The sequence below is a fragment of the Streptosporangium sp. H13245 genome (assembly GCF_055690525.1).
Genome location: NZ_JBSZKT010000004.1, coordinates 78,169 through 98,475 on the forward strand (window position 1 = coordinate 78,169; position 20,307 = coordinate 98,475).

Consider the following 20,307-nt stretch of genomic DNA (forward strand, 5'->3'; position numbering starts at 1 on the left):
CCGCGTGAGCGCATTCGTGTAGGCGAGGTCGGCGATTTGAGCCGGAGGGGCTCAACCTCAGGAGGAGACGGGAAACCCCTTCCGGCCCCGCCGCCGGGAGACCAATCTTGAAGCAGGCGCCCCGACCGGTGCGCCACCCCAGCGCTGAGGAGTCCCACCATGGAACTTGACCGTTCCCCGGCTGCCCTGGCCGACTGGTCCACGGTCCCCACCGTGATCCGGATCATCTCGTTCGGCTACCTGCACGGCGCGGCCCCGTCCGCAGACATCACCCTCGACCTGCGCCACCACTTTCGGGATCCGCACGTCAACCCCGACTTCGTGAACAAGACCGCCAACGACTTCGAGGTCCGCGAAGCCGTCCGAACGACGCCGGGCATCTGGAACCTGATCACGTCCACTTGCACCCTGGCGAACGCCTACATGGAAGGCCCGAGCACCGGCGGGCTGCTCACGATCGCCGTCGGATGCGCAGGCGGCCGACACCGCGCCGCAGCCGTGACCATGGCGCTAGCCGAGTTCCTCGGCGGCGACTTCGAGGTCACGCTGGAACACCGTGACCTCGCCAAGGACGTTGTGGAACGCTGACCTGGGCGTGCCGGGATGGCAGCGACTTGACAGCAGTGCATAGTGCCTAGGCGCATTCGTGCGGGCGAGCTCGGCGGATCCATCCGTCGCGGGTCATCACGAACCAGGCGGGGAACCCGCCGTCGCACGACGAGCAGAAGACCATGAGGTCGAACTTCTGCACCTCGTCGACGGCCCCGCCCCACTCCAGCTCATCGAGGGGGTAGGCCAGGAACTCGCGGCTGGTCATCTCCCAGAAGTCGCTGAACGATCGCCGGGGTGTGGTGAGGCGGCCATTGTCGCGGAGCCAGGCGAGGACGACGTCCTCAAGCGTCCTCGTTGAGGCAGGCGGCGACGAACGTGACCAGGTCCTTCTGCGGCTGCTCGGTGGTCATGGGCTCATCCTTCCTCGTGGGCGTGGGATCCGGCAGGCGTCCGGCCGGACAGGTCGTGGTCGTACGTAGGGAGCAGGGCAGGCGTGAGCGCGGCCGCGCGGGCACGGGCCTCACCGAGGCGGCCGTCGCGCAGCTTCTCGAACTGGGCCTGGCTGTAGGCGGTCTTGCAGTTGAGGCACTTCGCGCCGTCGGGCCGGTCATCCCAGGAGCGGATCTCGACGAGGCGGCGGAGCCCGCACCGGCACGGCGTGCTCAGCGGGCGGGCGGGCGCCGTGGTGTCCGTGAGCATCGCGCGGCACCGCCAGGCGAGCTGGAGGATCTCGATGCCTGCGTCGAGGCCGTCCAGCTCGACGAGCTCCCCGTCGCGCACCATCGGCTCGAAGCGGAGGACCAGGAGCGCGTCGACGCGGGGCGCGAGGATCCGGGCGGCCTGGGCGACGGCGACGTGGCCGCGGCGGGCCCGGGACGTCGCGGTGTCGAGCGGGGAAAGCCGGGCGACGGCGCGGACGCGTTCTTCCCAGGAGACGAGGGTCTCCTCGATGAGGCGGGTGAGCTCGTCGGCGCCGACGTCGATGAGCAGGCCCGGGTTCTTCGAGGTGGCGACCTTGATGCCGTCGCCGCCGTCAGCCTGGCCCTCGCCGCGGGCGACGGCGGCGTGCTGGCGGGGCAGCTGGACGAGGGCGTGCTGGACGAGGTCGCGGTCTGCGTCGCAGAGCGGCCGCCACGTCCAGGCCGGGGTGGTGCGGCCGGTGGCGGGGTCGACGGTGCGGGCGGTGCAGTGGGCGCCGCGGGCGCAGGGCCGCATGTGGTCGTTGGTGGTGGTGCTCGGCAGCATGCCCGGCCTCCCTGGTCGTACAGTGAGAGAGCCGGTGTTGAGGCTGGTGGTAGACGGTTTTGGGGCGGCTCCTCGCTGGCGGGCGGGGAGCCGCCTTTCTCATGATCAATCTACTGGCTGGGGAAGGTCAGTTGTCCTCTCGCTCTGCATCGGCTACCGCCTCGCGAGCCAGCCGGATCAGCTCGTCTCGGTCGATGTCTTCGGGCAGCACGACGGCGAAGAGCATGGGCATGAACTCGGCGACGTGCTCGCCATCGCGGTAAACCGCGTACTCGCCTCGCTGGCTCGGGCAGCAAATGCCGAGGTGGTCGATCTCGTAGGTTCGACCGCCCTCCTCATAGGAAGCGACCATCTCGGTGGTGTCGTAGTTCGCCATCTCGGTTCCCCTTGGGTTCAGGTGCCAGGCCGGGCGGCCTGCCCGGCGCTCCCCCGCGGTGGGAGCGCCGGGCAGGTCTACCGGTCAGGCGGAGAGGTTCAGGGCGGCGAAGAACCTGGTGGCCGCCGGGGCGGCGAGGGCGGCGGCGACGATCCCGGCGACCGTGGGGGTGGTGGGGGCGTCGTCGGCGAGGGGGATGATCTCGGCGTCCGCCTCGATGCCCTGGCGCTCTTGGACGCCCTGCAGGTCGGCGAGCATCTGCTCGGCGTGCTCCGCGCTCTTGGCGGGGTAGATCTTGACCTGCTCTCCCTCGGCGGTGCGGATGGTGCCCTGGACGCCGTGGCGGGTGGTGGTGGTCATGTCGTGCTCCTGAGGTCGGGGTGGAAGGGGGTCGGCGCCCGGGGTCGCCCCCGGGCCGGGCGGTTCAGAGGGTGGCGAGGGCGGCGGCGACCGCCAGGTCACGGTGCGACCAGATGACGGTCTCCATGTCGGCGGCGGCGATCGAGAAGGGGATCCAGCAGCCCTCGGCGTCGAGGGCGAGCTCGGCGCCCTCGTGGAGGATCTGCCAGCCGCCGTGGTCGCAGGGGACGATCGTGATCTCGCCGCGCGTCTCGGTGTCGTCGTTCTCGCGCCACTGGCGGGGCGCCCGGTTGGCGGCGGCGTAGGCGGCGCGGCGGTCGGCGGGGGTCAGGCTGCGGATGATCTCGTCGCGGGCGGTGGTGTTGAGGCTGGTGAGGATCGCGGCGGTCATGAGGTCGGCGGCCTGGGGGGCGGTGAGGCTGGTCATGTCCGGCTCCTTCGTCGTTCCTGCTGTCATGTATGACTGTACTAGAAAAGTGACAGTGGGCGTACTAAAAAGATGGCAGTCGTGTCATCTGTTACCTGACCGTGACTGTTGCTTTTCTGGTACGGTCGCCGCATGGCAGACACTCCGCTCGACGTCGTCGGCGCCCTCGAAATCGTCGCCAGAACCCAGGAGCGGTACGGCGCCACCATCCCGGTCGGCAACGTCAGGTCCTGGGAAAAGCGCCGCGCTGCTTGGGCCGCCGCTGGCCGTCCCGCCCGCAACGCCTCCCGCCCCCGGGAAGAGCCGATGCCCGACCCGCTCGGCGAGGTCAACGGGTCTCCAGCGTGGTCCTGGACGGTGATCGAACCGTGGCTGATCCGCTCCGGCAAGGTGAGCCCTCTGTCGGGCCACACCTGGTGCGGCCACTGCCAGAAGCCCATGACGATCACCGCCGACGGCGGCAGGCATGTATGCCCCGAAGCTGATCCAGCGGTGACAGCCGCACGGCCGTCACCCGGGAAGCAGGACTGATCGGCCACGCCCTCGATCGGCCGCCCGGATATCGTGGGCTGTGCGGCCCTGTGGGGTTGTCAACGGCCGGTGGGGTCTCTCACGTCGTGGCGCCTCGGCGCCTCGCCCCACCGGCCCCCCTGAAACGAGGAAGGCCCCCGGCTGGATGCCGGGGGCCTTCGTGTCAGTTCTGGGTGTCGCGGCGGTCGAGCAGCTCGTGAACCCTGCTGATCTTCTCCTTGATTTCCTCGGTGAGGATCAGGGCGGCTCCGAGCCTCCAGACTGCCGGGTCGTCGTAGGCGCCGGTGAGGAGTTCGCCGGTGGCCAGCCACTTGATGATGATCGCCCGGGTCGCCATGGTGGCTTCGAAGGTCGCCGCCGTGGTGAGGCTGAGGGCGGGCAGGTGGGCCAGGGTCCGCTCAAGGGCGGCCTGGGTGATGCCGTGGAGCACCATGTCGGTGGGGATCGCGATGTTGATTCCCTGCCGGTGGAGGATCTTGGCGATGCCCTCGAGGAGGTTCTCCCAGCTGGTCATGAGCCTGTCGACCTCGTGGTCGCGGTAGTCGTCCATGTGGACTCCTTGTTCTCTGTGGATTTGTCTCGCTCGGGGGCTCTCACCCCCCCTTGCGATGTCTCTATTATTGCATGAACCCTTGCGATCCTTCAAGAGTTTTGACATGCTGAATCCATGAGAAACCACATCACGATCACCCTCGGCCAGCCCGTCACCGACGAGCTCCTCGCCCTCCTCCACGCCGCCCTCGCCGACGCCGGGATCCCCGACGCCCGCGTCCAGGACGGCCTCCCCGAACTCGTCGGCGCGGCCGAAGCCGGACAGAGCCTCGACGTGAGCCGGGCCCGCGTGCACCAGCTCGCCGAGCGCCCCGATTTCCCGGCGCCGCTGTACGAGCTGGCGGCCGGGAAACTCTGGGACCGCGAGGACATCCGGACCTTCGACGCCGGATGGGAGCGACGCGCAGGCCGCCCCCGCAAGACGCCCGACCTCGCCGACGGTGAACTCCAGTCCGCAACCGAGGAGGCCGACGCCCGCACCGCCGTCGGCCAGCTCACCCACGGAATGCTCACGGAGATAGCCGCCTTCGAGTCCGACCGTGCCAGTGAGCAGCGGCGGGAGCGGGCGCGCGCCACCCGGCTGGCCTACCCCCGCGAGACGCCCTGACCTACACGCGCGGGTCGTCCAGTAGCACGAACCCGTCTGCGTCCTCCTGGGTCAGGGTGGCGACGGTGAACCGGCGGCCCGCGAGCTCGGCGACCGGGATCCCGGCCTGCTGAGCGATGCGGGCCGCGAGCACCTGGAGCGGCGACCCGGCGGGGTGCCGGGCGGTGATCAGCTCAGCGATCGTCTCGTCGTCGAGCTCGTGGGTCAGCAGCACGTACGCCTCCCCCTCAGGGATGGAGGGGAGGGTGCGGTCGGGGCGCGGGCGGCGGGTCATGGTGTTCATTCTCCTATCGGCTGGAGGTCGTCGCAGGTGCAGACGACCTGGTCGCAGGTGTCACAGGTGTTCTCGATGCACGGCTGGCAGTAGTCAGACCAGGGCTCGGCGGGGATGTCTCTGCAGCGGGCGCATGGTCGGCAGTTGCAGCCGAGGTCGTCGCCCCACCACTCGGGTCCGACGAAGAGGCCGCAGTAGTCGCAGGTCATCGGCGGCGGGTGCCGGGTGCTGAGCGTGCGGGGCGGACCCATCGGCGGCGGGCGCTGTGCCGTCCGATCGGCCGGGCGGGCGGCCGGAACGGGGCAAGGACCAGGTAGCCGCCGATGATGGCCACGATGATCAGGATCGCTGCGGTGAAGAGCGTGACGGCGGCGACGTACAGCACCAGGAGCGGCAAGTGCGTGAGCCTCGAGGCGCGCATCTCGTTGATCTCCCTGGCGAGGGAGACGAGTTCCCATCGCATCCGGTCGAGGTCGGTCGCGTCGCCGCGGCGGGCGGCGCGCTCGGCGCACTCCTGACAGGCGAGCTGGGCGACGTCCTCGGGGTCGAGGATGGTGGTCGCGGTGAGGGTGAGGTCAGCCACGACGGTCGCCCTTCGCCTGCTTGCGCTTCCACGCTGCTACCGCTCGTCGTTCCCGGCGGTTCTTCGGCGCTTCCACGTCCATGAGGTCTTTGGTTTCCATGTCGCCGATCGGCCCACCACGCTTGTTGATCTTCACTTGCCAGGGGAAATGCTTCACGGCGACTCCTCCGGATAGGTGGTGGCGATCACGGCGCCGGACTCGTCGAGGGCGGCGAGCACTCCGACGCCTGCCGACCGAAGGCCTTCGGTCGGGTCCAGGAGCTGCCAGTCGATCTCGTCCAGGGGGCGAGCGTCTCGCCACCGCTCGGCCTTCTTCCTCACGGCGGCCAGCACGGTCTCGGCCCGCCCGGCGCGGCGGAGGAGCCCGTTCTCTCGCATGGCGCACAGCCGGTGGTCCATGGCCTCAGCGGAGGTCTTCTCCATCGCGGCCTTGAACGCGTCGCGCTCGGTCTCGGCCTGCTGGGCGCGCTGGGTGGCGTGCCGGGCGTGGGCCAGGAGATCGTCTACGTCCGTCGGGGCATGGACGACGAACTCGGACATACCGCCGTTGGCGGGGAACACGTGGATTGTGTCCTCGCCGTCGTAGCGCCACTCGCCTTCCTTGACGTGCTCGCGCAGCGCTGCCCGGCGGGCCTCGATCGCGGCGAGCCGCTCGGCCGGGAGTTCCACGCCGGGCACGGCCGCCGCGGCGAGCATGCGGCGCAGTTCCGCCTCGATGGCGAGCCGCTCCTCGGTCGCGGTGTTCAGCTCCTTGGACACGGCCCGCAACGCCGTGGTGAGGTTCTCCGCCTCACGCTCGGCACGGCGCCGGGCTTCTCCTACGGTACGGAGATCACTCTCACGGGCCCGCGCGATCACCTCCCAGTCCACCGGACCATCAGCCTCGCCAGGCTCGCGCACATCGCGAGGGAACGTTTCCGGCCGCGCGCCCGGGTCATCCGCTCGGATGGCTTCGAGGAGGGGGTGAAGGGCGTCGAGGTGGCGGCGGACGTTCTCCTGCGCTTCTCGGATCTCCTGAACTTCGAGGGCGGTGAAGCGGTGGGTGACGGTGGGGTCGTCGGGCTTGATGGCGAGCCAGTCGCCGGGGTTCAGGTCGATGGTGCCGCTCGGGAGGTTGATGCTGAGGATGGCTCCGGAGCGGGAGCCGGTGAGGGTGATCTCGGAGGAAAGTCTGTTACTCAGCCAGGTGGTGAACTGGGTGAAGTCTTCGGCGCTCTGGCCGGTCCACTGCATGGCGTGGGGCTGCTTGTTCATCGGATCTTCCGGAGGTCTCGGATGGCGGGGTGGGCGAGGTAGGTGCGGACCTCGTCGGCGAGCATGCGGCGCTCGGCGGCTGCCGGGGTGAGCCCGCGGCGGGCTCGCGGGGACAGCTGTGGGGTGCCTTCGCACTGCCAGATGGCCCACCAGGAGGAGCGGCAGGCCGCGTGGAGCATGTAGCCGAGCCGGGCGAGGGCGACGTGCCAGTGCCGGTAGCGGAAGGCGACGCGCAGTTGGTGGAGGTCGCGGCCCGCGCCGACGCGGTAGGGCTCGGAGACGGTGAGGCCGAGGGTGCGGGCGGTGGCGCGGAGAGTCTGGAGGTCAGGCATGGCTGTCCTCCTTGGTCCAGGCGCGGCGTGCGGCGGCCTGGATTTTCTGGAGGGCGGCGCGGGTTTGTTGCGGGGTGAGGGCGCCCTTGTCGAGGGCGTTGAGGATGTCGTGGATGCCGACGACGTAGGTGGCGCGCACCTTTTCGAGGCGTGTCTCGGTGCGCTGGGTGCGCCACGCTTGCTGGATGCCTGCGGTGCAGCGGGGGCAGGTGTCGCGGTGGCGCGCGCACGCCAGTTCGACGTTCGACCAGGTGCGGTGCGTGTTCTCCCGCTCGAAGCGCAGGTATTCCTCGTGGGTTCGCAGGCGCCCGCGGACCATCTGGAGGGCGATGCGAAGGCCTTGGGCTCGCTCGTACGCCTGCCAGTAGGGGGAGCCGGAGCGGCTGGTGCCGTCAGGGTCGAGGAGGTATTCGCCTTCGAGGTAGTCGGGGGTCTCGTCAGTGACGGCGGCTTCGAGTCCGGCGATGAGGCCTCCAAACAGGAGTTCCCGTACGCCTTTCGGGTCGAGTGGCTTGGCGGGCGGCTGGGTGTCGTCGAGGTCGAAGAGGGTGTCAGTCACGGATCCCCCACCCATCGTTGGCGGGGCGGTACGCCTCGGCCGGGAGCTCCTGGCCGGTCGCGGCGGCCCACCAGCCGCGGCATACGAGAGCGCCGAGCGGCTGGCCGTTGAACCACGCGGTCGGGGCGTAGGAGCCGCCGACGACCGGCATCCCGTGGTGGCAGAAGAACGGCTTGTCCGGCGGTGGGAGCTCGTCGGCCTCGGGAGCGCCGGGCCGGTACGCGCAGTCCCCGCACGGGCGCTTCATGACGGCGGGCGGGATCGGGGCCAGCCGGACCTCGGCGCGGTCCCACTCACCGAGGGTGTCATCGTCGACGGCGCCCCGGCCCTGGCACGTCTCGCAGGGCAAGCCGTCGTCCCAGACGCCGGTGCCGTCACAGCAGGGGCAGGCCCAAGGCAGGATGACCACGCCGGTCTGGGTGGGGGCGATCTCGGGCGAGGAGGCGCTGAACAGGCACATTACGAGGTCCTCCGTTGGTAGATGAGCCAGGCAGGGACGGTGATGAGCCATGTGAGCCCGACGAGCAGGCACAGGCCGAGGCAGCAGGCCCAGACGTAGACGGTGCCCAGCCCGCCGTCACGTGGTCCGCCGGGGCGGCCGCGGTCGACGACGTCGTTCCACACCCGGGGGTAGGCGGCTCCGATGATGGCGGCGCCGATGACGGCGTAGACGAGCAGGGTGGCCACCAGGGCGGGCCAGGTCATCGGCTGGCCGGGGTGTTGGCGACGTCGGGCACGAACTCGGTGCGGCGGCCGCGGTGGCTGTCGCAGGCTCGCGCCCACCCGGTCGAGTACCAGCGCCAGCCGGTCGACGGGCGGCAGCCGTACGTGCACGGCTCGACCGGGGCGGGCGCCGGAACGGGCGGGCGGTCAGCGGACACGAGGGCTCTCCCCGAGGTCGCGGAGACGGGCCCTTTCGCGGATGAGGTCCTCCAGGGGCCGTTTGCCGAGGCGGCGGGAGGCGGGATCGGTGCCCGTGAAGATCGCTTCGAGCCTGTCGAACTCGCGGCCGACCTTGTCGACGCAGGCGGTCATGGCCTTCTGTGTCGCCGTGCCGAGCTCCTCCAGGTTGGCCGTGAGCTGTTCGGAGATGCGGGCGTCGACTTTGGCGGGGATGCCGTCGAGGAGCTCGTTGATCGCGCGGCGCTCGCGCTGCAGGTCCTTGAGGAGGCCGTGGGCTTCGCGGATCAGGCTGCGGAGTTCCTCGGCTGGGGTCTGGGTGGTCATGGTTCCTCGGGTGGTTGGGGTCGGCGCCGTCCCCTCCAGGTCGGCGCCGACCGGGTGGCTACGTGGTGGGGGTGACGCCCTCGGCGGGCGGGGTGTCGGGCCAGTCGAGGTCGAGGTCGACGTCGAACGGGTCGCCGAGGTCCTTGAGCTCCTGCCAGGCGGCGCGGAAGCGGCTGAGGATCATCGGACGGCCGCCAGGGCCTGGTCGAGCTCGGCGAGGATGCGGGTGTAGGTGTCGGTGAGGATCGAGGCGATGCGGGTCGAGGGGCCGTCGCCGGTTTCGCGGCGGAGCTCGTGCTCGCGGCGGCGCTTCTCCCAGGTGGCACGGAGCTCGACGAGCTCGGCGAGCACGGCATCCAGGGTGGGCTGCTCGGTGGTGGTGGTCATGGTGTCCTCGGGTCAGGGAGTGGGCTGCGGGAGACGGCGACGGCGTCGCTCGGGCGGGGTGAGGCCGGCCCAGATGCCGTCGGTGACCTGGGTGGGGTGGGCGTCGACGTATGTGCGGCACTCGTCGAGGACGGGGCAGGCTCGACAGATGGCCTTGGCGGCACGGACTTCCTCGGCCTGGGTGCGGTAGTCGAGGGGAAAGAACAGCTCGGGGTCCTCGCTGCCACACGAACCCCCTGGGGGGCCTGACCAGCTCATGAGCTGCTGGCCTGCTGCTCGGCCCGGATGACGACGCGCTCGTCGCCGCGAATGACCGTCTCCCAGCACTGACCGCACGCCGTGCCACCGATGCGGCGACGCGCGGTGTGCTCACGCGCCTCGCACAGGTGAGCGGCCTTCTTCGCGAGTTGGTGGGTGCCGGTGAGGTAGTCGGGCTCCCAGGACCAGGAGTGGTCTGAACCGGCGCTTTCGCGGGCCTGCTGTCGGGCGCGGCGGACGCCTTTGATGGCGTCGCCGACGGCGAGGTCACCGGAGCGGACTTTCTCCCTGTCGGAGTCGCTCAGCTCCAGGAGCGACAGGAAGTAGCTGATGGTGGACTGGGAGAGGCCGGTCTGGCGGGCGATCTTCGACGCGGAGTAGCCGTGATCGTCGCGCAGGCGGCCGTACGCCTCGGCTTTCTCGATCGGCCCGAGGTCGGCGCGCTGGACGTTCTCGACGATCATGAGCTCGATCGCGGTGGCGCGGTCGACGCGGGGGCGAATGACGGCGGGCACCGTGGCGAGTCCGGCCTGGAGGGCGGCGGCGCGGCGGCGGTGGCCAGCCAGGAGCTGGTAGTGGCCCTCCTGGGTGGGGTGGGGTTGGACGGTGATGGGCTGCAGGAGGCCGTGGGTGCGCATGCTGTCGGCGAGCTCGCCGACGTCGCCGATGTCGTTGCGGATGTTGCCGGGGTGGTCGTGGATGTGGTCGAGGGGCAGGTCGGCGGTGATCGAGCCGTCGACGGCGGCGGCGCCTCGTACGGCGGGGGCAGGCTCGGCCGGGCGGGTGGCGGGCTGCTCCGGAGCGGCGGCTGGAGGCTTCGGGCGGGCGGGCGGCCGGGGGGCGGGAGCGACGGGTTCCTGGAACTGTACGGTGCGCGGTGTGCCGGTGAGGAGGTCGCGGGCCCAGGTGAGTTCCTCGGTCGGGATGCCGTCGGGAAGGTTCGCCTTGTACCGGGGCTTGCTGGGGTCGTAGACGCGGCCGTTTTTGTCGATCATCCAGCCGCGCTGGCGGCCGACCAGGTTCTTGACTGCGGTGATGGGCCAGCCGAGCCGGTCGGCGGTGGCCTGAACGGTGTGGCCAGCGACGAGTAGGGCGAGGGCCTTGATGGTGTCGGGAGTGACGGCGGTGGTGGTCATCGTGGTCCTTGGGCGATGAGGAGCGGGACGGTGACCGACGGGGGCGCCTGATCGGTGGTGGCGATGACGGCGGCCGCCGCGGCGGCGGTGACGAGCACGGCGAGGGCGAGGCAGAGGGCCCAGAGAGGGCCGCGGTGCTCGCGGATCCGGAGGGCAGACGTGGCCGCGACGGCGGCGAGCAGCGCGAGGGCGGTGAGCAGGTCGTCAGCCACCGGAGGGTGCCTGCAGGCCGGGGCGGCGGGCGAGGATGTCCTCGACCTCGGCGTAGATGTTCTCGGAGTACCAGTTCTCCTGGCCGACGGGCACGGTGTCGTTGATCATCGCCCAGGCGCCGACGACGACCTCCTCCAGCATTCGGATGCGGAGTTCGGCGTCGGCGAGGCGCGCGGTGAGGGTGGGGCGCTGTGGGCGTCCACGTCGCGCCGTCGCGGGCGGGGTGTCCCTCGCGTCGGGGGTTGGGGCTCCAGGCGGTGTGGGGCGGTTCTGGGGGCTGCGTGGGGCGGGTGTGGCGGGCGTGGTCATCGGGATCTCCGGGAGGTGGTGCGGGGGCGCGCGGCGGGGCGGCGGGGGCAGAGGGCGGCGTGGGGCACCAGGGCGTGCTCGTGGTCGCGCCGCGGGAGGTCGGTGGTGATGGTGCGGGAGCGGAGCACGCCGTCGGCGTCGCGCCAGCACCCGCGGGTGAACCAGCTCTCGGTGACACGGCCCTCGCCGGGCTTGGCGTACACGTCGACGGCCTGCGGTTTGTTGTTTCTCGTGACGGTCCAGTAGATGGTTCGGCCGCAGGGCGTGCAGACGGCGAGGTCAGCGCTGCCGAACGGGGGCGCGTCCTGCTGGCTGTACACGGGCTCCTCCGGGTCGGGGGTGGTGTGGGGAAGGGGGATCTGGCCGGGGTGGAGCTCGGCTCGTCGTACGCGGCCGGGGGCGGGGAGCCGGAGCCGCCGGGAGACCTGGATGCCGCGCTTGCGGCGGCAGCCGGATCCGAGCTCGTACAGCAGCGAGATGGGGTCGGTGATCTCTCGGTCGCAGTCCTTGCAGCGGCCCCGGGCGGGCGGCTGCTCGGCGGCGTGGAGGGGCAGGGCGGTCATCCGTCGTCCCGGCGTGGCAGGGTGCTGCGGGCGAGCTCGGCGCCGCGGGCGGTGATCGCGAGGGCCTCCTCGGGATCGGGCCGCGCGGCGGTGCGGTGGTGGAGCGGGATGAGGTCACGGGACTGGGCGGCCGGGTCGACCATGAGGCGGACCAGGCCGACGAGCTGTTGCTCCCAGGTGATGCCGATCGCGGAGGCGTGGACCAGGTCGGCGCGGACGTGTTCGGCGGGCCAGTCGGGGCGGCAGGCGATGGCGAGCATCACGAGCTGCTCGGTGGCGCGCTCGATCGGTGCGGGCGGCGTGGCGGCGCGGGTGGTTCGGCGGCAGTCGGGGCACATCCGGGGGTCGGCTGCGTGGCCGTGCGGGCAGGGCGTCATGCGGGCCTCCGGGCGAGGGTGGCGGCGTGGATAACGAGCTGTGCGAGGGGGGTGGTGTCGCCGAGTTCGGCGCGAGCCTGGGCGAGGTAGGCGGTGCCGAGATCGGGGAGCCGCTGCAGGGCTGCGGAGGCGGCGGCGTAGCCGTCCGGTTCTGATGCGGGATATCTCTCGGCCGAAGGCTCGCGGCGGTCGGCTGTGGCCCCTTCCACCTGAGGTAGTACGGCGAGAAGAGGCGGAGTGTAGGGAGAAGGTTTTTTATAGGGATTAGTACTTAGTAGGGATAGGGTCCGCCCGTGAGCGGACCTTTCTGCCTCGAAGGTCCGCTCGTCGGCGGACCTTTCCTCGATAAGGTCCGCTCCTGGGCGGACCTTTGTTTCCGCCGCCGGGGAGTTATCCACAGGGTTTTCAACAGGGATGGTCCGCTCGTCAGCGGGGCTTTCTGCCTCGAAGGTCCGCCCCTGAGAGGACCTTTCCGGCTCGGGGAGAGAAACCGATGCGGGCAATTCCGGAAGCCGGAAGTTGGTCGCATGACCGCTATGGGCGAATACCGGATTGCCTCGCTTGTCGAGGACCGGGTCCCCGTTCTTGTCGGTGATCGGCACCCGCACTTCGAGGCCGCGGGCCGCGAGCCGGGTGAAGACTTTCCCGATGCTCTTGACCTCGACGCCGCAGGTGTGCGCGATCAACTCGATGAGGTTCTCGTCGTCGCCCCGGTACCGCCACATCTTGCGGGTGGTCTCGTTGGACCGCTCAGCGATGATCATGAGCACGAGGCGCTCGGCGATCGTCATCCCGTCCGCGGCCGGGGACCGCAGCCACCCCGACACGTCACCCACCAGCTTGCCGCTCACGTACGTCCTATCTCGATCTCTTGCAGGTCACTCCTCCCGGGGCGGGCCGGGTAAGCGGGGGTGAGCGTGGAGCCACGCCTCGATGCGGCGGCGCGTGGTGCGGCTGGCCCGGCCGTGCTTGAGGTTGAGCAGCGTGGTGATGCCGAGATCGGTGGAGGTCGAGATCTGCCACCACTTCAGGCGTCGCTCGCGGCGGCGCAGGTCCAGTTCGGCGCGTAGCTCCTGCGGGGTGGCGCCGCGCCAGGATGTGTCGTCGGCCGGGGCCGCCCCGGGGGCCTGCTGGCCCCCGGGAGCGGTACGGCTGGGCTTGGCGGTCACTGGCGGGGGTACGCGGCGTAGGACGGCATCCAGGCGACGAGCGTGGCCGCCTGGTCGACGTCGTCGTCGGTCAGGCCGGGGCCGTGCAGGACGGCGACGAGGTGGCCGTCGTCGCTCCATACGGCGCGGCCGGGCCCGCGGTTGCGCTTGGGCCGGGAGTTCTTGCCGCGGCGGGTCTTCTCCCGCAGTTCGGCGGCGAGATGCTCATCCACGCGGGCCTCCGTTCCAGCTGGCGGACAGGTCGGCCATCTGCTGCTCGTCCAGGTAGGGCAGGAGGATCTCCACCTCGCCCTGCGCGCGGTCGAGGCGCTGCAGGTTTCCGGCGCCGGTGGTCTGCTCCTCGAGGGCGGCGTACACGCAGTAGAGGGCGCGGGCGATCGGCGGGATCACCTGGACCTCGACCTCCCGCACCTTCGGCTCCGCGTAGAGGGCGCGGCCGATCCGGTAGTGCTGGGACTCCCTGGCGATCGCCGCAGCGACGGGCGGACCGGCGGCCTTCTCGGTGCGAGACAGCTGGGCGCCCAGCGACTCCAGGGCCCGGGTGAGCTGGCCGTGCTTGTCTCGGGCGTAGCGCCAGTTGCCGTCCTCGATCTCGCCGATCAGGCGGGAAGCGAAGTCGATCACGGAGACGGTCTCCTCGGCGATGCGCGTCTCTCGGGGCGTCATCGGCTCCCCTTCTCGTTGTGGACGTCGTGGGCGAGCCGGTGGCGGCTCTGGTCGTAGCGGGCGGCCTCGACGCGCTGGCGGGGTTCGCCCTTCCAGGGGCAGTCGCCGGTGCGGCAGACGGCCTGAGGGCGGGCGGCGGAGGCGAGCTCGATGGCGACGACGGCCCGCATCAGGCACCGCCCGCGGGGTGCACGACGCGGCCGTCACGCACGATGACCAGCTGGGGCGGGCCCGCCTCGAACCACGCCTCGACGAAGGGGTCACCCATCACGCCGGGGCTGAAGGCTCCGGCCATGCTGTTGTCCGGAGCGGTGTGGTGCAGTAACCGGAGCTGGAGATCCACCGGAGGTAGGGCCGACTCGACGACGTACGTCTCACTCCAGGCCGACTCACCCCAGACCGGGATGGCGGGGTAGGCGATGTGGAGCACATCGCCCGCGCGGGCCGGATAGCAGGGCGCCGACTCCAGGGAGTGCTGCCCGACCATCAACGCGCCGAGCTCGCCGCCGAGGTCGCGACGGCGCTTGGCGTCCTCGGCCTGAGCCAGCGGACTCCGCTGCTCCTCGGGGCGGCCGTACAGTGCGGTGAACACCTTCGTGGCCACCGCGTCGACGGTCCCGTCCCAGGAGTTCTGCCCGGCGAGCAGCTGCTCCTCGACGCGCACAGTGAGGTTGGCGGGGACGGCGCCGGGGATCAGGGTGCGCAGGGCCTCGGTGATGATCGTCAGCCGGGGGTCGGGCCTGGGCATCAGGCACCTGCCGTGGCGGTCAGGGTGGCCAGGGCGGCGCGCAGGACGTCGAGGCCCTCGGACGGGCGGGCGTGGTCCTTGACGATGGCGACGGCGGCGACGAGCTGCGGGTAGCCCCGGCCGAGGCGGGGCCACTCCTTGGCGGGCGCGGTGGCGATCAGGGAGAGGAGGTCCTGCCCCCACAGGGTCGGCTCGATGCCCGCGTCGTCGCGGTAGTACCAGAGCACGTACCGGATGCTCTGCGCGTCGAGGAGGCCGGGCTCGGCGGCGTCGATACGAGCGGCGAGCTCGTCGACGACCCCCTCGTGGGCGACGATGACGCCGATCTGGTGGGTGCCAGCCAGGACGCGGACGACGCGGTCCTGAGCGCCGGGGGCGACGGGCGGTTGCACGTCGGTGGACAGGTGGATCATGAGATTTCCTCAGGTAGGAGGGATCAGAGCAGGGGGCGCAGGCGGGTCCAGCGGCGGGCGATGTGCCAGTCGCCGCACGGGCAGGCCCGCACCGTGGTGGTGATGCGCCGGAGGCGGGGCAGCCGGGTGAGCACGGCGACGGCCGCCTCCGGAGCCCCGTACGGGTCGAGGTCCAGGCGCGGGCACCCGACGGCCGCCATGTACTCCTCGCACGGCCAGGTCAGGTCATCGAGCTCGGCCAGGGCGACGTCGACGGCGTCGACGGCGGTGCTGTAGCGCTCGGGGTGGCCAGCCGGGAGCCAGACGGCGGCCTCGATCGACGCGATGCCCTGCGGCGCCGTGCGGCGCCGCCGGGGCTGGGTCAGGCGGGAGCCGTATGTCGCGCCGAGGTAGACGGCCCCGAGGAGCACGACGGCGAGGGCGGCGATCAGAGCGGCGGTCGGGGCCATGGTCAGCTCCAGCTCCAGGTACGAGGGGTGTGGGCCCAGCGGCGGGCGTGGGCGGCCCAGGCCCGCGCGGCGAGCGCGCGGACCCGGGGCGTACGGCGGTGACGGCCCATCAGGCCGGGATGTGGAAGGCGGGCATCACCGCGGTGACGGTGGGGTCGGCCGGGCGCGCGGCGGGCGGCTCCGGAGCGGCGGCCGGGGGCTCCGGGGCGGGGGGCGGTGCGACGGAGGCGGCGGCTTCGGCCTGGCGGCGGTCGGCGTCTTCCTCCGCCTCGAGGGCGGAGGCGATCACGGACAGCGCCATGATCAGGTCGCGGGCGCTCTGCGAGCTGGTGATCAGCAGGCTCTCGTGCCAGCCGAGGTGCAGCGGCATGCAGGGGTGGCCGTCTATCCGGTCGAGCTCGCCGACGGTGGGCGGGTCGAGCCGGAGGCGGGTGCGGCGGTCGAGGTACGTCACGAAGGGTCCTTCCGGGGGGTGGTGGCCGCCTCGCGCCACGCGGCGATCTCGGCGGGCGTCTGGGGCGGGAGGGCGGCGGCGAAGGCCTGCGCGAGCGTCGCGTGCGCCAGGGCGGCGCCGAGGTGGTAGCTCTCGTCTTCGCTCCCGAGCAGCGATTCCTTGGCGGCAGCGAGGGCTTCAGCTGCTTTGCGGGCGTGGTGTGCGCCCGGGTGGCCGGTCACCGGGAGCCGCCGGTGCCGGGCTTGACGGCCGTGGGCCAGTCGTCCGGCCAGAGCTCGGATCCCGTCGACGGCGCCGTAGCCGGGTCGGAAGCCGGGGTCTCCGGGGTCTGCGGGGCCTCGATCGCGGGCGTCGGGACGACGGTCAGGGCGCGCGGCTCCGGGTAGATGCGCTCCATGAGGTCGAGCTGGTCGTCGACCTTGAGCAGCTCGCGGATCTCCGGCGAGATGGGGACGCGCTTGGCCAGGCGGCGGACCGGCGTTTTGAGCCACATCGCGTTGAAGTCGCTGTGCCAGGTCGAGTGGTATTTGCTCCAGTGGGGGTTCTGCGCGAAGTGCGCCGGGTTCTCCCGGCGGTTCTTCTCGGCGTTCTGGTAGGCCTTGGACCGCTCGTCGCGGATCTGCTCGGCCTCTCGGCGGTTGACGAACATGATCTGGGAGCGGGCGCCGGTCTTCATCCACGCGAAGGCGTAGGCCAGGATGGGGTCGTGCTCGTGGCGGGTGAGCAGGTTCGGCTCGTGCTCGAAGTCGTCCGGCGACCGCCGGGCCTGGTTATAGCGGTAGATGTCGCCGTCATAGATGTGGTCGAAGACGACGCTGTCGACCATTCCCGAGCGGTACATCAGCTCGATGTAGCCCATGTACATCGGCACGAAGGTGGCCTTCTTGCCGTACGGGACGATCGCGGAGTGCACGCCGTCGGGGTCGAGGCCGAACCTCGCGCACTGCATCAGCGCGAGCAGCAGCGAGTCGGGCGAGCACTCCTGCAGGGCGGTCGTCTTGTACAGCGCGGTGAGCGCCGCCTGGATGAACTGGCCCTCGTTGATGTGCTGGGGCAGGGCCTCGGCGAGGTAGCCTCGCCGCTCGGTCAGCCAGCGCATCCAGATGTCGCTCTGCACCAGGTCCACGGCGGCGGGCGGCGCCGGAGGCGTCTCGGCGGCGGGCTGGTCAGCGGCGGCCCCGGCGCGTTCGGCGACGCGGGCGCTCAGGTCGGGCTTGCTCATGAGGCCTTCTTCTTGGGGACGCGGATGACGCGGGCGCGGTGCGCGCGGTACTCCTGCGGGTGGAGGGTCTTGATGGCCTCGACGTCGAGTGCGTCGACCAGGCGGCGGTGCGCGGCCGCGATGTCGGGGTGCGTCTCGCTGAACCGCTTGGGCGCGAAGTTGCCGTTGGCCTTGGCGGTGTAGAGGACCTGGTTGTTGGCCTGCGCGATCTCGGCGTCGCCGAGCTCGGCGGTGAGCTGGTTGTTGATCTCGTCCAGCCGGTTCTCGCGGTCCTTGACCTCCGCCTTGAGCCGGTCGCGTTCATCCAGGAGCGGCGCCACGGTGAGCGGGTCCATCTCGCGGATGGCGTCGAGCTGGACGTCGAACAGGTGCGCGAGCAGTTCGGCGGTGGCGTCGGAGCCGTCGATCGGCGGCGGGTTGCCGACGCGCACGCGCTCCATGAACGCCGCACCCGCGCTGATCAGGTGGGCGATCAGCTGCTCGTCGCGGTCGATCCGCGTGTGCTTGAACTTGTTGCCGCCGATCAGCGCGGCCAGGTGGCCGTGCCCGTACCCGGAGACCGCGAGCCCCCAGTGGACCTGCAGGGCGGGCTCGTCCGGGACGCCGTCGCGCCAGTCCTCGAGCTGGTACTCCGAGCGGTTCTTGCACTCGACGAAGCACGGGCCGTCCGGGCAGCCGAACACCTTGCGGTCGAGGTTGACGCGCATCCACTCGTGTTCGGCGTGCTGCAGGGTGCCGATCGGCTCGACCCGGGTGCCGGTCATCCGCGCGAACCGCTGCGCGATGAACTCCTCCAGGTCGCTGCCGATGTCGGCGGCCTCTTCCAGCCACGCGGGCCGGGGCAGGTCCGGCAGCTCGCCGCGCATCTCGTAGTACAGCTTGATCGGTGGCTTGTTGCGGTCCATGCCGAGCGCGGCGGCGATGTCGGAGCCGCCCATCGCGCCTTCGCGGAGCGCGAGGAATTCCTTGCGGGGCAGGCCGGGCGGAGCGATCAGCACACCGGTGGGGGTGAGCAGCTCCGGCAGGGTCATCGTCATCGGAGGTCGCCCGTCGCCGCCGGGATGAGGTCGAGCAGGGTCCGCTCCAGCCAGGCGTACGCGATCCACTCGCTCGCGTGCTCCAGCGCCCAGGACAGGGTGTGGTCCCCGGTGGGGTCGTCCAGGAGCGCGGCCTGCAGGTCGATGTAGGACCGGTGGTGCTCGCGCTGGATGGTCACTCGGGGGTCGGCCTGCAGCTCGGCGATCCGGCGGCCGAACGCGACGTACATGCTGTCGCGGGTCGGCCAGCAGGCGTTCTCCTTCTCGATGGCGGCCTGCACCCGGGCGTCGCACTCCATCGCGACGGTGAGGTCGCGGCGGGTCTGCGGCGGCAGGGTGCGCAGGCGATCGCCCGCGGTGACGCTGGCGAGCACCCGGCGCCCGGCCGGGGTGGTGGCGATATCGTGAGTCATACGACGCGTCCCTTCGTAGGGGGGATGTGGTCAGCGAGATCCCGAGGCCCGGCCGGTCGCAACGGCTGGGCCTCGCGGCGTTTCAGCGGGCGGGCAGGCCGAGGGTGCGGGCGGTGGCGCGGCGCGCGGCCTGGGCGAGGCGGACGCGGGCCTTGGCCTCGCGCACCTCGGCGGCGTTCACGGACTGGTGGCCGAGCTTGTGGTTGAGGCGGCGCGTCTGGCGGGGGGTGAGCAGCGCGCGGCGGGTCTGCGTGAGGTAGCGCTCAGCGCGCTGACCGAAGTCGAGCATGGGGATTCCTCTCGGGCGGGGTGGAGGGGCAGGGGTTACGCGGCGCCCTGCAGGAGCCGGGCGCGGGCCCGCTCGCGCTGGGCACGGATCCGCTCTTCGAGCTCTGCGACGCTCGGGCCGCCGGGGATGTACGCCGCGCGGGCGGCCTCCTCAACGGGCAGGGAGTCGCGGCGGGAGCGGGCGCGGCCGACGATGACGGCCGCGCGGTGGATCGCCTCGTCGTACAGCGGTCGCTGGTCGGGGCGGAGGCTGTCGCGGTAGGCCGACATCAGGGCGTTCCCGGCGGCGGGTCGGCCTGGATGTCCGCTGTGGTGGCCATGTCCGGGAGCGGGCCGCACAGCGCGTGGGGCTCGACTCCGAGCGCCGTGGCCAACACCCGGAACCGGGTCGGGGTCGGGCCGAAACGGTCGCTCTCGTAGCGGGACAGGGTGCTGTGGGTGATGCGCAGCCCCGCCGCCTCGCAGCGATTGGCCAGCGCGACCAGCGTCAAGCCCTGCGTCTCTCGCAGGTACCTGGCGCGGCGCCCGTTGAAGGGGAGGCTCAGACTCCGTGGTGCTGGTGTTGCGGTTGCCATGTCCGAAACGTACCGCACATGTGCGCTCCACCGCAACAAACCGCACATCTCCGCACATGGCCATAACTGGACACGACTCAAACGTGTCAGAAAGCATCGCTGATCTGCGAATGTGCGGTACAGTGCGCACAGTGCCGCACTAGACGCCCCGCGGAGGGCCGCCCATGAACAGCACCAGCAGCGAGGCCACCCAGACCCTCGCCGCCGTAATGGAGCAGCGACGCAACGCCTTGCGCCTGCAGTGGGAGGAAGTCGCCGCCCAGGCGCAGATCAGCGCCACGCACCTCCGGCGCTTCCGCGCCGGCAAGGCGGGCATCAGCGACATCGCCGAAGCCCGCCTGGAAGAGGCCCTCCAATGGGAGCCCGGCTCCATCCAGCAAGTGCTCGCTGGCGCTCCTCCCACCCCCCTCTCCCCCGAGCCCGTTTCGGGAAATCCGGCCACGGCGAGGGTGCCCGGACTTCCCGACCAGCCGACCTCTCTGACGGAGCTGGAGGAGCTGTATCGCACGCTCACCCTGGAGCAGCTGGAAGAGCTGCTGGCGGAGAGTGAAGCCAGTTTGTCGCCGGAGGAGCGGGCGAAGCTGGACCGGGTAACCGAGGAGGAATGGCAGGAATTACGCCGCGCCCAAATTCGCCGACGCCTCGTTTGGGGCAAGCTCATGCGCAGGGATTCGACATAGCCGAAATCTCACGCGGACTAACCAGACGTACGCCATTAGTGTAACTTATCCCCTACTTTCGGTAGTGATCC

General features: G+C 71.1%; 45 protein-coding genes. 4 read left to right on the forward strand and 41 right to left on the reverse strand.

The window, feature by feature from the left end:
- Positions 1 to 159: 159 nt before the first annotated feature.
- A complete protein-coding gene (locus ACW9TB_RS10040) occupies positions 160 to 588 on the forward strand; it encodes a RapZ C-terminal domain-containing protein (RefSeq protein ID WP_472747685.1) in 429 nt (142 codons plus the stop codon).
- Between the two features lie 46 nt (positions 589 to 634).
- Here the strand turns inward: ACW9TB_RS10040 and ACW9TB_RS10045 are convergent, their stop codons facing one another.
- The 5 genes from ACW9TB_RS10045 to ACW9TB_RS10065 all read right to left on the reverse strand — a co-directional run bounded on the left by ACW9TB_RS10045 (position 635) and on the right by ACW9TB_RS10065 (position 2,960).
- Positions 635 to 817, reverse strand: coding sequence for a hypothetical protein (locus ACW9TB_RS10045; RefSeq protein WP_472747686.1), 183 nt, complete (start codon positions 815 to 817; stop codon positions 635 to 637).
- Between the two features lie 149 nt (positions 818 to 966).
- Positions 967 to 1,797, reverse strand: a complete 831-nt coding sequence (locus ACW9TB_RS10050; RefSeq protein WP_472747687.1) for a hypothetical protein — start codon at positions 1,795 to 1,797, stop codon at positions 967 to 969.
- Positions 1,798 to 1,924: 127 nt separating this feature from the next.
- Complete coding sequence (locus ACW9TB_RS10055; RefSeq protein ID WP_472747688.1) at positions 1,925 to 2,173, reverse strand: hypothetical protein; 249 nt, start codon at positions 2,171 to 2,173, stop codon at positions 1,925 to 1,927.
- Positions 2,174 to 2,257: 84 nt separating this feature from the next.
- Complete coding sequence (locus ACW9TB_RS10060; protein WP_472747689.1) at positions 2,258 to 2,533, reverse strand: hypothetical protein; 276 nt, start codon at positions 2,531 to 2,533, stop codon at positions 2,258 to 2,260.
- 64 nt (positions 2,534 to 2,597) lie between these two features.
- Positions 2,598 to 2,960, reverse strand: a complete 363-nt coding sequence (locus ACW9TB_RS10065) for a hypothetical protein (protein ID WP_472747690.1) — start codon at positions 2,958 to 2,960, stop codon at positions 2,598 to 2,600.
- A gap of 132 nt (positions 2,961 to 3,092) precedes the next feature.
- Between ACW9TB_RS10065 and ACW9TB_RS10070 the strand changes: the two genes are divergently transcribed.
- Complete coding sequence (locus ACW9TB_RS10070; protein WP_472747691.1) at positions 3,093 to 3,491, forward strand: recombinase zinc ribbon domain-containing protein; 399 nt, start codon at positions 3,093 to 3,095, stop codon at positions 3,489 to 3,491.
- 163 nt (positions 3,492 to 3,654) lie between these two features.
- Here the strand turns inward: ACW9TB_RS10070 and ACW9TB_RS10075 are convergent, their stop codons facing one another.
- The gene (locus ACW9TB_RS10075; RefSeq protein ID WP_472747692.1) at positions 3,655 to 4,041 is read right to left on the reverse strand and encodes a hypothetical protein; all 387 of its coding nucleotides are present in this window, start codon (positions 4,039 to 4,041) and stop codon (positions 3,655 to 3,657) included.
- A gap of 117 nt (positions 4,042 to 4,158) precedes the next feature.
- Here ACW9TB_RS10075 and ACW9TB_RS10080 point away from each other — a divergent pair, with 117 nt between their 5' ends.
- On the forward strand, positions 4,159 to 4,650 hold the full coding sequence (locus ACW9TB_RS10080; RefSeq protein ID WP_472747693.1) for a hypothetical protein: 492 nt from the start codon (positions 4,159 to 4,161) through the stop codon (positions 4,648 to 4,650).
- A gap of 1 nt (position 4,651) precedes the next feature.
- On the opposite strand, the gene ACW9TB_RS10085 is transcribed toward ACW9TB_RS10080, so the two are convergent.
- The 35 genes from ACW9TB_RS10085 to ACW9TB_RS10255 all read right to left on the reverse strand — a co-directional run bounded on the left by ACW9TB_RS10085 (position 4,652) and on the right by ACW9TB_RS10255 (position 19,556).
- Positions 4,652 to 4,924, reverse strand: a complete 273-nt coding sequence (locus ACW9TB_RS10085) for a hypothetical protein (RefSeq protein WP_472747694.1) — start codon at positions 4,922 to 4,924, stop codon at positions 4,652 to 4,654.
- A 5-nt stretch (positions 4,925 to 4,929) separates the two neighbouring features.
- Positions 4,930 to 5,133 (reverse strand): hypothetical protein, encoded by a 204-nt coding sequence (locus ACW9TB_RS10090; RefSeq protein ID WP_472747695.1) that lies wholly within the window; start codon positions 5,131 to 5,133, stop codon positions 4,930 to 4,932.
- Positions 5,130 to 5,507 (reverse strand): hypothetical protein, encoded by a 378-nt coding sequence (locus ACW9TB_RS10095; RefSeq protein WP_472747696.1) that lies wholly within the window; start codon positions 5,505 to 5,507, stop codon positions 5,130 to 5,132. Before ACW9TB_RS10095 ends, ACW9TB_RS10090 begins: the two co-directional genes overlap by 4 nt.
- Complete coding sequence (locus ACW9TB_RS10100; protein ID WP_472747697.1) at positions 5,500 to 5,664, reverse strand: hypothetical protein; 165 nt, start codon at positions 5,662 to 5,664, stop codon at positions 5,500 to 5,502. Before ACW9TB_RS10100 ends, ACW9TB_RS10095 begins: the two co-directional genes overlap by 8 nt.
- Positions 5,661 to 6,761, reverse strand: coding sequence for a hypothetical protein (locus ACW9TB_RS10105; RefSeq protein WP_472747698.1), 1,101 nt, complete (start codon positions 6,759 to 6,761; stop codon positions 5,661 to 5,663). The genes ACW9TB_RS10100 and ACW9TB_RS10105 overlap by 4 nt, the downstream gene beginning before the upstream one ends.
- Positions 6,758 to 7,093 (reverse strand): hypothetical protein, encoded by a 336-nt coding sequence (locus ACW9TB_RS10110; protein WP_472747699.1) that lies wholly within the window; start codon positions 7,091 to 7,093, stop codon positions 6,758 to 6,760. Before ACW9TB_RS10110 ends, ACW9TB_RS10105 begins: the two co-directional genes overlap by 4 nt.
- Complete coding sequence (locus ACW9TB_RS10115) at positions 7,086 to 7,652, reverse strand: hypothetical protein (RefSeq protein WP_472747700.1); 567 nt, start codon at positions 7,650 to 7,652, stop codon at positions 7,086 to 7,088. Before ACW9TB_RS10115 ends, ACW9TB_RS10110 begins: the two co-directional genes overlap by 8 nt.
- Positions 7,645 to 8,112 (reverse strand): hypothetical protein, encoded by a 468-nt coding sequence (locus ACW9TB_RS10120; protein WP_472747701.1) that lies wholly within the window; start codon positions 8,110 to 8,112, stop codon positions 7,645 to 7,647. Before ACW9TB_RS10120 ends, ACW9TB_RS10115 begins: the two co-directional genes overlap by 8 nt.
- Positions 8,112 to 8,357 carry a hypothetical protein gene (locus ACW9TB_RS10125; RefSeq protein ID WP_472747702.1) on the reverse strand — a complete coding sequence of 82 codons (246 nt, stop codon included), beginning with the start codon at positions 8,355 to 8,357 and terminating at the stop codon, positions 8,112 to 8,114. The genes ACW9TB_RS10120 and ACW9TB_RS10125 overlap by 1 nt, the downstream gene beginning before the upstream one ends.
- Positions 8,354 to 8,533, reverse strand: a complete 180-nt coding sequence (locus ACW9TB_RS10130) for a hypothetical protein (RefSeq protein WP_472747703.1) — start codon at positions 8,531 to 8,533, stop codon at positions 8,354 to 8,356. The genes ACW9TB_RS10125 and ACW9TB_RS10130 overlap by 4 nt, the downstream gene beginning before the upstream one ends.
- Positions 8,523 to 8,879, reverse strand: coding sequence for a hypothetical protein (locus tag ACW9TB_RS10135; protein WP_472747704.1), 357 nt, complete (start codon positions 8,877 to 8,879; stop codon positions 8,523 to 8,525). Before ACW9TB_RS10135 ends, ACW9TB_RS10130 begins: the two co-directional genes overlap by 11 nt.
- A 58-nt stretch (positions 8,880 to 8,937) precedes the next feature.
- Positions 8,938 to 9,063 (reverse strand): hypothetical protein, encoded by a 126-nt coding sequence (locus ACW9TB_RS10140; protein WP_472747705.1) that lies wholly within the window; start codon positions 9,061 to 9,063, stop codon positions 8,938 to 8,940.
- Positions 9,060 to 9,266, reverse strand: a complete 207-nt coding sequence (locus ACW9TB_RS10145; protein ID WP_472747706.1) for a hypothetical protein — start codon at positions 9,264 to 9,266, stop codon at positions 9,060 to 9,062. Before ACW9TB_RS10145 ends, ACW9TB_RS10140 begins: the two co-directional genes overlap by 4 nt.
- A 12-nt stretch (positions 9,267 to 9,278) precedes the next feature.
- Entirely contained in the window at positions 9,279 to 9,524 is a 246-nt protein-coding gene (locus ACW9TB_RS10150) for a WhiB family transcriptional regulator (protein WP_472747707.1), read from the reverse strand.
- Positions 9,521 to 10,660: a ParB/RepB/Spo0J family partition protein gene (locus ACW9TB_RS10155; protein ID WP_472747708.1), complete on the reverse strand. Its 1,140-nt coding sequence runs from the start codon at positions 10,658 to 10,660 to the stop codon at positions 9,521 to 9,523. Before ACW9TB_RS10155 ends, ACW9TB_RS10150 begins: the two co-directional genes overlap by 4 nt.
- Positions 10,657 to 10,872, reverse strand: coding sequence for a hypothetical protein (locus ACW9TB_RS10160; protein ID WP_472747709.1), 216 nt, complete (start codon positions 10,870 to 10,872; stop codon positions 10,657 to 10,659). Before ACW9TB_RS10160 ends, ACW9TB_RS10155 begins: the two co-directional genes overlap by 4 nt.
- Entirely contained in the window at positions 10,865 to 11,182 is a 318-nt protein-coding gene (locus tag ACW9TB_RS10165; protein ID WP_472747710.1) for a hypothetical protein, read from the reverse strand. The genes ACW9TB_RS10160 and ACW9TB_RS10165 overlap by 8 nt, the downstream gene beginning before the upstream one ends.
- Positions 11,179 to 11,745: a hypothetical protein gene (locus tag ACW9TB_RS10170; RefSeq protein ID WP_472747711.1), complete on the reverse strand. Its 567-nt coding sequence runs from the start codon at positions 11,743 to 11,745 to the stop codon at positions 11,179 to 11,181. The genes ACW9TB_RS10165 and ACW9TB_RS10170 overlap by 4 nt, the downstream gene beginning before the upstream one ends.
- The gene (locus ACW9TB_RS10175; protein WP_472747712.1) at positions 11,742 to 12,122 is read right to left on the reverse strand and encodes a hypothetical protein; all 381 of its coding nucleotides are present in this window, start codon (positions 12,120 to 12,122) and stop codon (positions 11,742 to 11,744) included. Before ACW9TB_RS10175 ends, ACW9TB_RS10170 begins: the two co-directional genes overlap by 4 nt.
- A complete protein-coding gene (locus ACW9TB_RS10180; protein WP_472747713.1) occupies positions 12,119 to 12,973 on the reverse strand; it encodes a hypothetical protein in 855 nt (284 codons plus the stop codon). Before ACW9TB_RS10180 ends, ACW9TB_RS10175 begins: the two co-directional genes overlap by 4 nt.
- A 27-nt stretch (positions 12,974 to 13,000) precedes the next feature.
- Entirely contained in the window at positions 13,001 to 13,291 is a 291-nt protein-coding gene (locus ACW9TB_RS10185; protein WP_472747714.1) for a hypothetical protein, read from the reverse strand.
- A complete protein-coding gene (locus ACW9TB_RS10190) occupies positions 13,288 to 13,503 on the reverse strand; it encodes a hypothetical protein (RefSeq protein WP_472747715.1) in 216 nt (71 codons plus the stop codon). Before ACW9TB_RS10190 ends, ACW9TB_RS10185 begins: the two co-directional genes overlap by 4 nt.
- Positions 13,496 to 13,957 carry a hypothetical protein gene (locus tag ACW9TB_RS10195; RefSeq protein ID WP_472747716.1) on the reverse strand — a complete coding sequence of 154 codons (462 nt, stop codon included), beginning with the start codon at positions 13,955 to 13,957 and terminating at the stop codon, positions 13,496 to 13,498. The genes ACW9TB_RS10190 and ACW9TB_RS10195 overlap by 8 nt, the downstream gene beginning before the upstream one ends.
- On the reverse strand, positions 13,954 to 14,127 hold the full coding sequence (locus tag ACW9TB_RS10200; protein ID WP_472747717.1) for a hypothetical protein: 174 nt from the start codon (positions 14,125 to 14,127) through the stop codon (positions 13,954 to 13,956). Before ACW9TB_RS10200 ends, ACW9TB_RS10195 begins: the two co-directional genes overlap by 4 nt.
- Complete coding sequence (locus tag ACW9TB_RS10205) at positions 14,127 to 14,705, reverse strand: hypothetical protein (protein WP_472747718.1); 579 nt, start codon at positions 14,703 to 14,705, stop codon at positions 14,127 to 14,129. Before ACW9TB_RS10205 ends, ACW9TB_RS10200 begins: the two co-directional genes overlap by 1 nt.
- Complete coding sequence (locus tag ACW9TB_RS10210; RefSeq protein WP_472747719.1) at positions 14,705 to 15,118, reverse strand: hypothetical protein; 414 nt, start codon at positions 15,116 to 15,118, stop codon at positions 14,705 to 14,707. Before ACW9TB_RS10210 ends, ACW9TB_RS10205 begins: the two co-directional genes overlap by 1 nt.
- Before the next feature lie 23 nt (positions 15,119 to 15,141).
- Positions 15,142 to 15,567, reverse strand: coding sequence for a hypothetical protein (locus tag ACW9TB_RS10215; RefSeq protein WP_472747720.1), 426 nt, complete (start codon positions 15,565 to 15,567; stop codon positions 15,142 to 15,144).
- Between the two features lie 109 nt (positions 15,568 to 15,676).
- A complete protein-coding gene (locus ACW9TB_RS10220; RefSeq protein ID WP_472747721.1) occupies positions 15,677 to 16,021 on the reverse strand; it encodes a hypothetical protein in 345 nt (114 codons plus the stop codon).
- The gene (locus ACW9TB_RS10225) at positions 16,018 to 16,242 is read right to left on the reverse strand and encodes a hypothetical protein (protein ID WP_472747722.1); all 225 of its coding nucleotides are present in this window, start codon (positions 16,240 to 16,242) and stop codon (positions 16,018 to 16,020) included. Before ACW9TB_RS10225 ends, ACW9TB_RS10220 begins: the two co-directional genes overlap by 4 nt.
- Positions 16,239 to 17,243, reverse strand: coding sequence for a recombinase RecT (locus ACW9TB_RS10230; RefSeq protein WP_472747723.1), 1,005 nt, complete (start codon positions 17,241 to 17,243; stop codon positions 16,239 to 16,241). Before ACW9TB_RS10230 ends, ACW9TB_RS10225 begins: the two co-directional genes overlap by 4 nt.
- Positions 17,240 to 18,280, reverse strand: coding sequence for a YqaJ viral recombinase family nuclease (locus ACW9TB_RS10235; protein WP_472747724.1), 1,041 nt, complete (start codon positions 18,278 to 18,280; stop codon positions 17,240 to 17,242). Before ACW9TB_RS10235 ends, ACW9TB_RS10230 begins: the two co-directional genes overlap by 4 nt.
- Positions 18,277 to 18,693, reverse strand: a complete 417-nt coding sequence (locus ACW9TB_RS10240; protein ID WP_472747725.1) for a hypothetical protein — start codon at positions 18,691 to 18,693, stop codon at positions 18,277 to 18,279. Before ACW9TB_RS10240 ends, ACW9TB_RS10235 begins: the two co-directional genes overlap by 4 nt.
- Before the next feature lie 82 nt (positions 18,694 to 18,775).
- The gene (locus ACW9TB_RS10245) at positions 18,776 to 18,982 is read right to left on the reverse strand and encodes a hypothetical protein (protein WP_472747726.1); all 207 of its coding nucleotides are present in this window, start codon (positions 18,980 to 18,982) and stop codon (positions 18,776 to 18,778) included.
- A gap of 35 nt (positions 18,983 to 19,017) precedes the next feature.
- Positions 19,018 to 19,251, reverse strand: coding sequence for a hypothetical protein (locus tag ACW9TB_RS10250; protein ID WP_472747727.1), 234 nt, complete (start codon positions 19,249 to 19,251; stop codon positions 19,018 to 19,020).
- On the reverse strand, positions 19,251 to 19,556 hold the full coding sequence (locus tag ACW9TB_RS10255; protein ID WP_472747728.1) for a helix-turn-helix domain-containing protein: 306 nt from the start codon (positions 19,554 to 19,556) through the stop codon (positions 19,251 to 19,253). The genes ACW9TB_RS10250 and ACW9TB_RS10255 overlap by 1 nt, the downstream gene beginning before the upstream one ends.
- 164 nt (positions 19,557 to 19,720) lie before the next feature.
- Between ACW9TB_RS10255 and ACW9TB_RS10260 the strand changes: the two genes are divergently transcribed.
- On the forward strand, positions 19,721 to 20,236 hold the full coding sequence (locus ACW9TB_RS10260) for a hypothetical protein (RefSeq protein WP_472747729.1): 516 nt from the start codon (positions 19,721 to 19,723) through the stop codon (positions 20,234 to 20,236).
- Positions 20,237 to 20,307: the final 71 nt, after the last annotated feature.

What these genes read in the sequence shown, in the direction of transcription:
- ACW9TB_RS10040 (WP_472747685.1), top strand. Translation starts at nt 160, where the DNA reads ATGGAACTTGACCGTTCCCCGGCTGCCCTGGCCGACTGGTCCACGGTC.
- ACW9TB_RS10045 (WP_472747686.1), bottom strand. Translation starts at nt 817, where the DNA reads ATGACCAGCCGCGAGTTCCTGGCCTACCCCCTCGATGAGCTGGAGTGG.
- ACW9TB_RS10050 (WP_472747687.1), bottom strand. Translation starts at nt 1,797, where the DNA reads ATGCTGCCGAGCACCACCACCAACGACCACATGCGGCCCTGCGCCCGC.
- ACW9TB_RS10055 (WP_472747688.1), bottom strand. Translation starts at nt 2,173, where the DNA reads ATGGCGAACTACGACACCACCGAGATGGTCGCTTCCTATGAGGAGGGC.
- ACW9TB_RS10060 (WP_472747689.1), bottom strand. Translation starts at nt 2,533, where the DNA reads ATGACCACCACCACCCGCCACGGCGTCCAGGGCACCATCCGCACCGCC.
- ACW9TB_RS10065 (WP_472747690.1), bottom strand. Translation starts at nt 2,960, where the DNA reads ATGACCAGCCTCACCGCCCCCCAGGCCGCCGACCTCATGACCGCCGCG.
- ACW9TB_RS10070 (WP_472747691.1), top strand. Translation starts at nt 3,093, where the DNA reads ATGGCAGACACTCCGCTCGACGTCGTCGGCGCCCTCGAAATCGTCGCC.
- ACW9TB_RS10075 (WP_472747692.1), bottom strand. Translation starts at nt 4,041, where the DNA reads ATGGACGACTACCGCGACCACGAGGTCGACAGGCTCATGACCAGCTGG.
- ACW9TB_RS10080 (WP_472747693.1), top strand. Translation starts at nt 4,159, where the DNA reads ATGAGAAACCACATCACGATCACCCTCGGCCAGCCCGTCACCGACGAG.
- ACW9TB_RS10085 (WP_472747694.1), bottom strand. Translation starts at nt 4,924, where the DNA reads ATGACCCGCCGCCCGCGCCCCGACCGCACCCTCCCCTCCATCCCTGAG.
- ACW9TB_RS10090 (WP_472747695.1), bottom strand. Translation starts at nt 5,133, where the DNA reads ATGACCTGCGACTACTGCGGCCTCTTCGTCGGACCCGAGTGGTGGGGC.
- ACW9TB_RS10105 (WP_472747698.1), bottom strand. Translation starts at nt 6,761, where the DNA reads ATGAACAAGCAGCCCCACGCCATGCAGTGGACCGGCCAGAGCGCCGAA.
- ACW9TB_RS10110 (WP_472747699.1), bottom strand. Translation starts at nt 7,093, where the DNA reads ATGCCTGACCTCCAGACTCTCCGCGCCACCGCCCGCACCCTCGGCCTC.
- ACW9TB_RS10120 (WP_472747701.1), bottom strand. Translation starts at nt 8,112, where the DNA reads ATGTGCCTGTTCAGCGCCTCCTCGCCCGAGATCGCCCCCACCCAGACC.
- ACW9TB_RS10125 (WP_472747702.1), bottom strand. Translation starts at nt 8,357, where the DNA reads ATGACCTGGCCCGCCCTGGTGGCCACCCTGCTCGTCTACGCCGTCATC.
- ACW9TB_RS10135 (WP_472747704.1), bottom strand. Translation starts at nt 8,879, where the DNA reads ATGACCACCCAGACCCCAGCCGAGGAACTCCGCAGCCTGATCCGCGAA.
- ACW9TB_RS10140 (WP_472747705.1), bottom strand. Translation starts at nt 9,063, where the DNA reads ATGATCCTCAGCCGCTTCCGCGCCGCCTGGCAGGAGCTCAAGGACCTC.
- ACW9TB_RS10145 (WP_472747706.1), bottom strand. Translation starts at nt 9,266, where the DNA reads ATGACCACCACCACCGAGCAGCCCACCCTGGATGCCGTGCTCGCCGAG.
- ACW9TB_RS10150 (WP_472747707.1), bottom strand. Translation starts at nt 9,524, where the DNA reads ATGAGCTGGTCAGGCCCCCCAGGGGGTTCGTGTGGCAGCGAGGACCCC.
- ACW9TB_RS10155 (WP_472747708.1), bottom strand. Translation starts at nt 10,660, where the DNA reads ATGACCACCACCGCCGTCACTCCCGACACCATCAAGGCCCTCGCCCTA.
- ACW9TB_RS10165 (WP_472747710.1), bottom strand. Translation starts at nt 11,182, where the DNA reads ATGACCACGCCCGCCACACCCGCCCCACGCAGCCCCCAGAACCGCCCC.
- ACW9TB_RS10170 (WP_472747711.1), bottom strand. Translation starts at nt 11,745, where the DNA reads ATGACCGCCCTGCCCCTCCACGCCGCCGAGCAGCCGCCCGCCCGGGGC.
- ACW9TB_RS10175 (WP_472747712.1), bottom strand. Translation starts at nt 12,122, where the DNA reads ATGACGCCCTGCCCGCACGGCCACGCAGCCGACCCCCGGATGTGCCCC.
- ACW9TB_RS10195 (WP_472747716.1), bottom strand. Translation starts at nt 13,957, where the DNA reads ATGACGCCCCGAGAGACGCGCATCGCCGAGGAGACCGTCTCCGTGATC.
- ACW9TB_RS10200 (WP_472747717.1), bottom strand. Translation starts at nt 14,127, where the DNA reads ATGCGGGCCGTCGTCGCCATCGAGCTCGCCTCCGCCGCCCGCCCTCAG.
- ACW9TB_RS10205 (WP_472747718.1), bottom strand. Translation starts at nt 14,705, where the DNA reads ATGCCCAGGCCCGACCCCCGGCTGACGATCATCACCGAGGCCCTGCGC.
- ACW9TB_RS10210 (WP_472747719.1), bottom strand. Translation starts at nt 15,118, where the DNA reads ATGATCCACCTGTCCACCGACGTGCAACCGCCCGTCGCCCCCGGCGCT.
- ACW9TB_RS10215 (WP_472747720.1), bottom strand. Translation starts at nt 15,567, where the DNA reads ATGGCCCCGACCGCCGCTCTGATCGCCGCCCTCGCCGTCGTGCTCCTC.
- ACW9TB_RS10230 (WP_472747723.1), bottom strand. Translation starts at nt 17,243, where the DNA reads ATGAGCAAGCCCGACCTGAGCGCCCGCGTCGCCGAACGCGCCGGGGCC.
- ACW9TB_RS10235 (WP_472747724.1), bottom strand. Translation starts at nt 18,280, where the DNA reads ATGACGATGACCCTGCCGGAGCTGCTCACCCCCACCGGTGTGCTGATC.
- ACW9TB_RS10240 (WP_472747725.1), bottom strand. Translation starts at nt 18,693, where the DNA reads ATGACTCACGATATCGCCACCACCCCGGCCGGGCGCCGGGTGCTCGCC.
- ACW9TB_RS10245 (WP_472747726.1), bottom strand. Translation starts at nt 18,982, where the DNA reads ATGCTCGACTTCGGTCAGCGCGCTGAGCGCTACCTCACGCAGACCCGC.
- ACW9TB_RS10250 (WP_472747727.1), bottom strand. Translation starts at nt 19,251, where the DNA reads ATGTCGGCCTACCGCGACAGCCTCCGCCCCGACCAGCGACCGCTGTAC.
- ACW9TB_RS10255 (WP_472747728.1), bottom strand. Translation starts at nt 19,556, where the DNA reads ATGGCAACCGCAACACCAGCACCACGGAGTCTGAGCCTCCCCTTCAAC.
- ACW9TB_RS10260 (WP_472747729.1), top strand. Translation starts at nt 19,721, where the DNA reads ATGAACAGCACCAGCAGCGAGGCCACCCAGACCCTCGCCGCCGTAATG.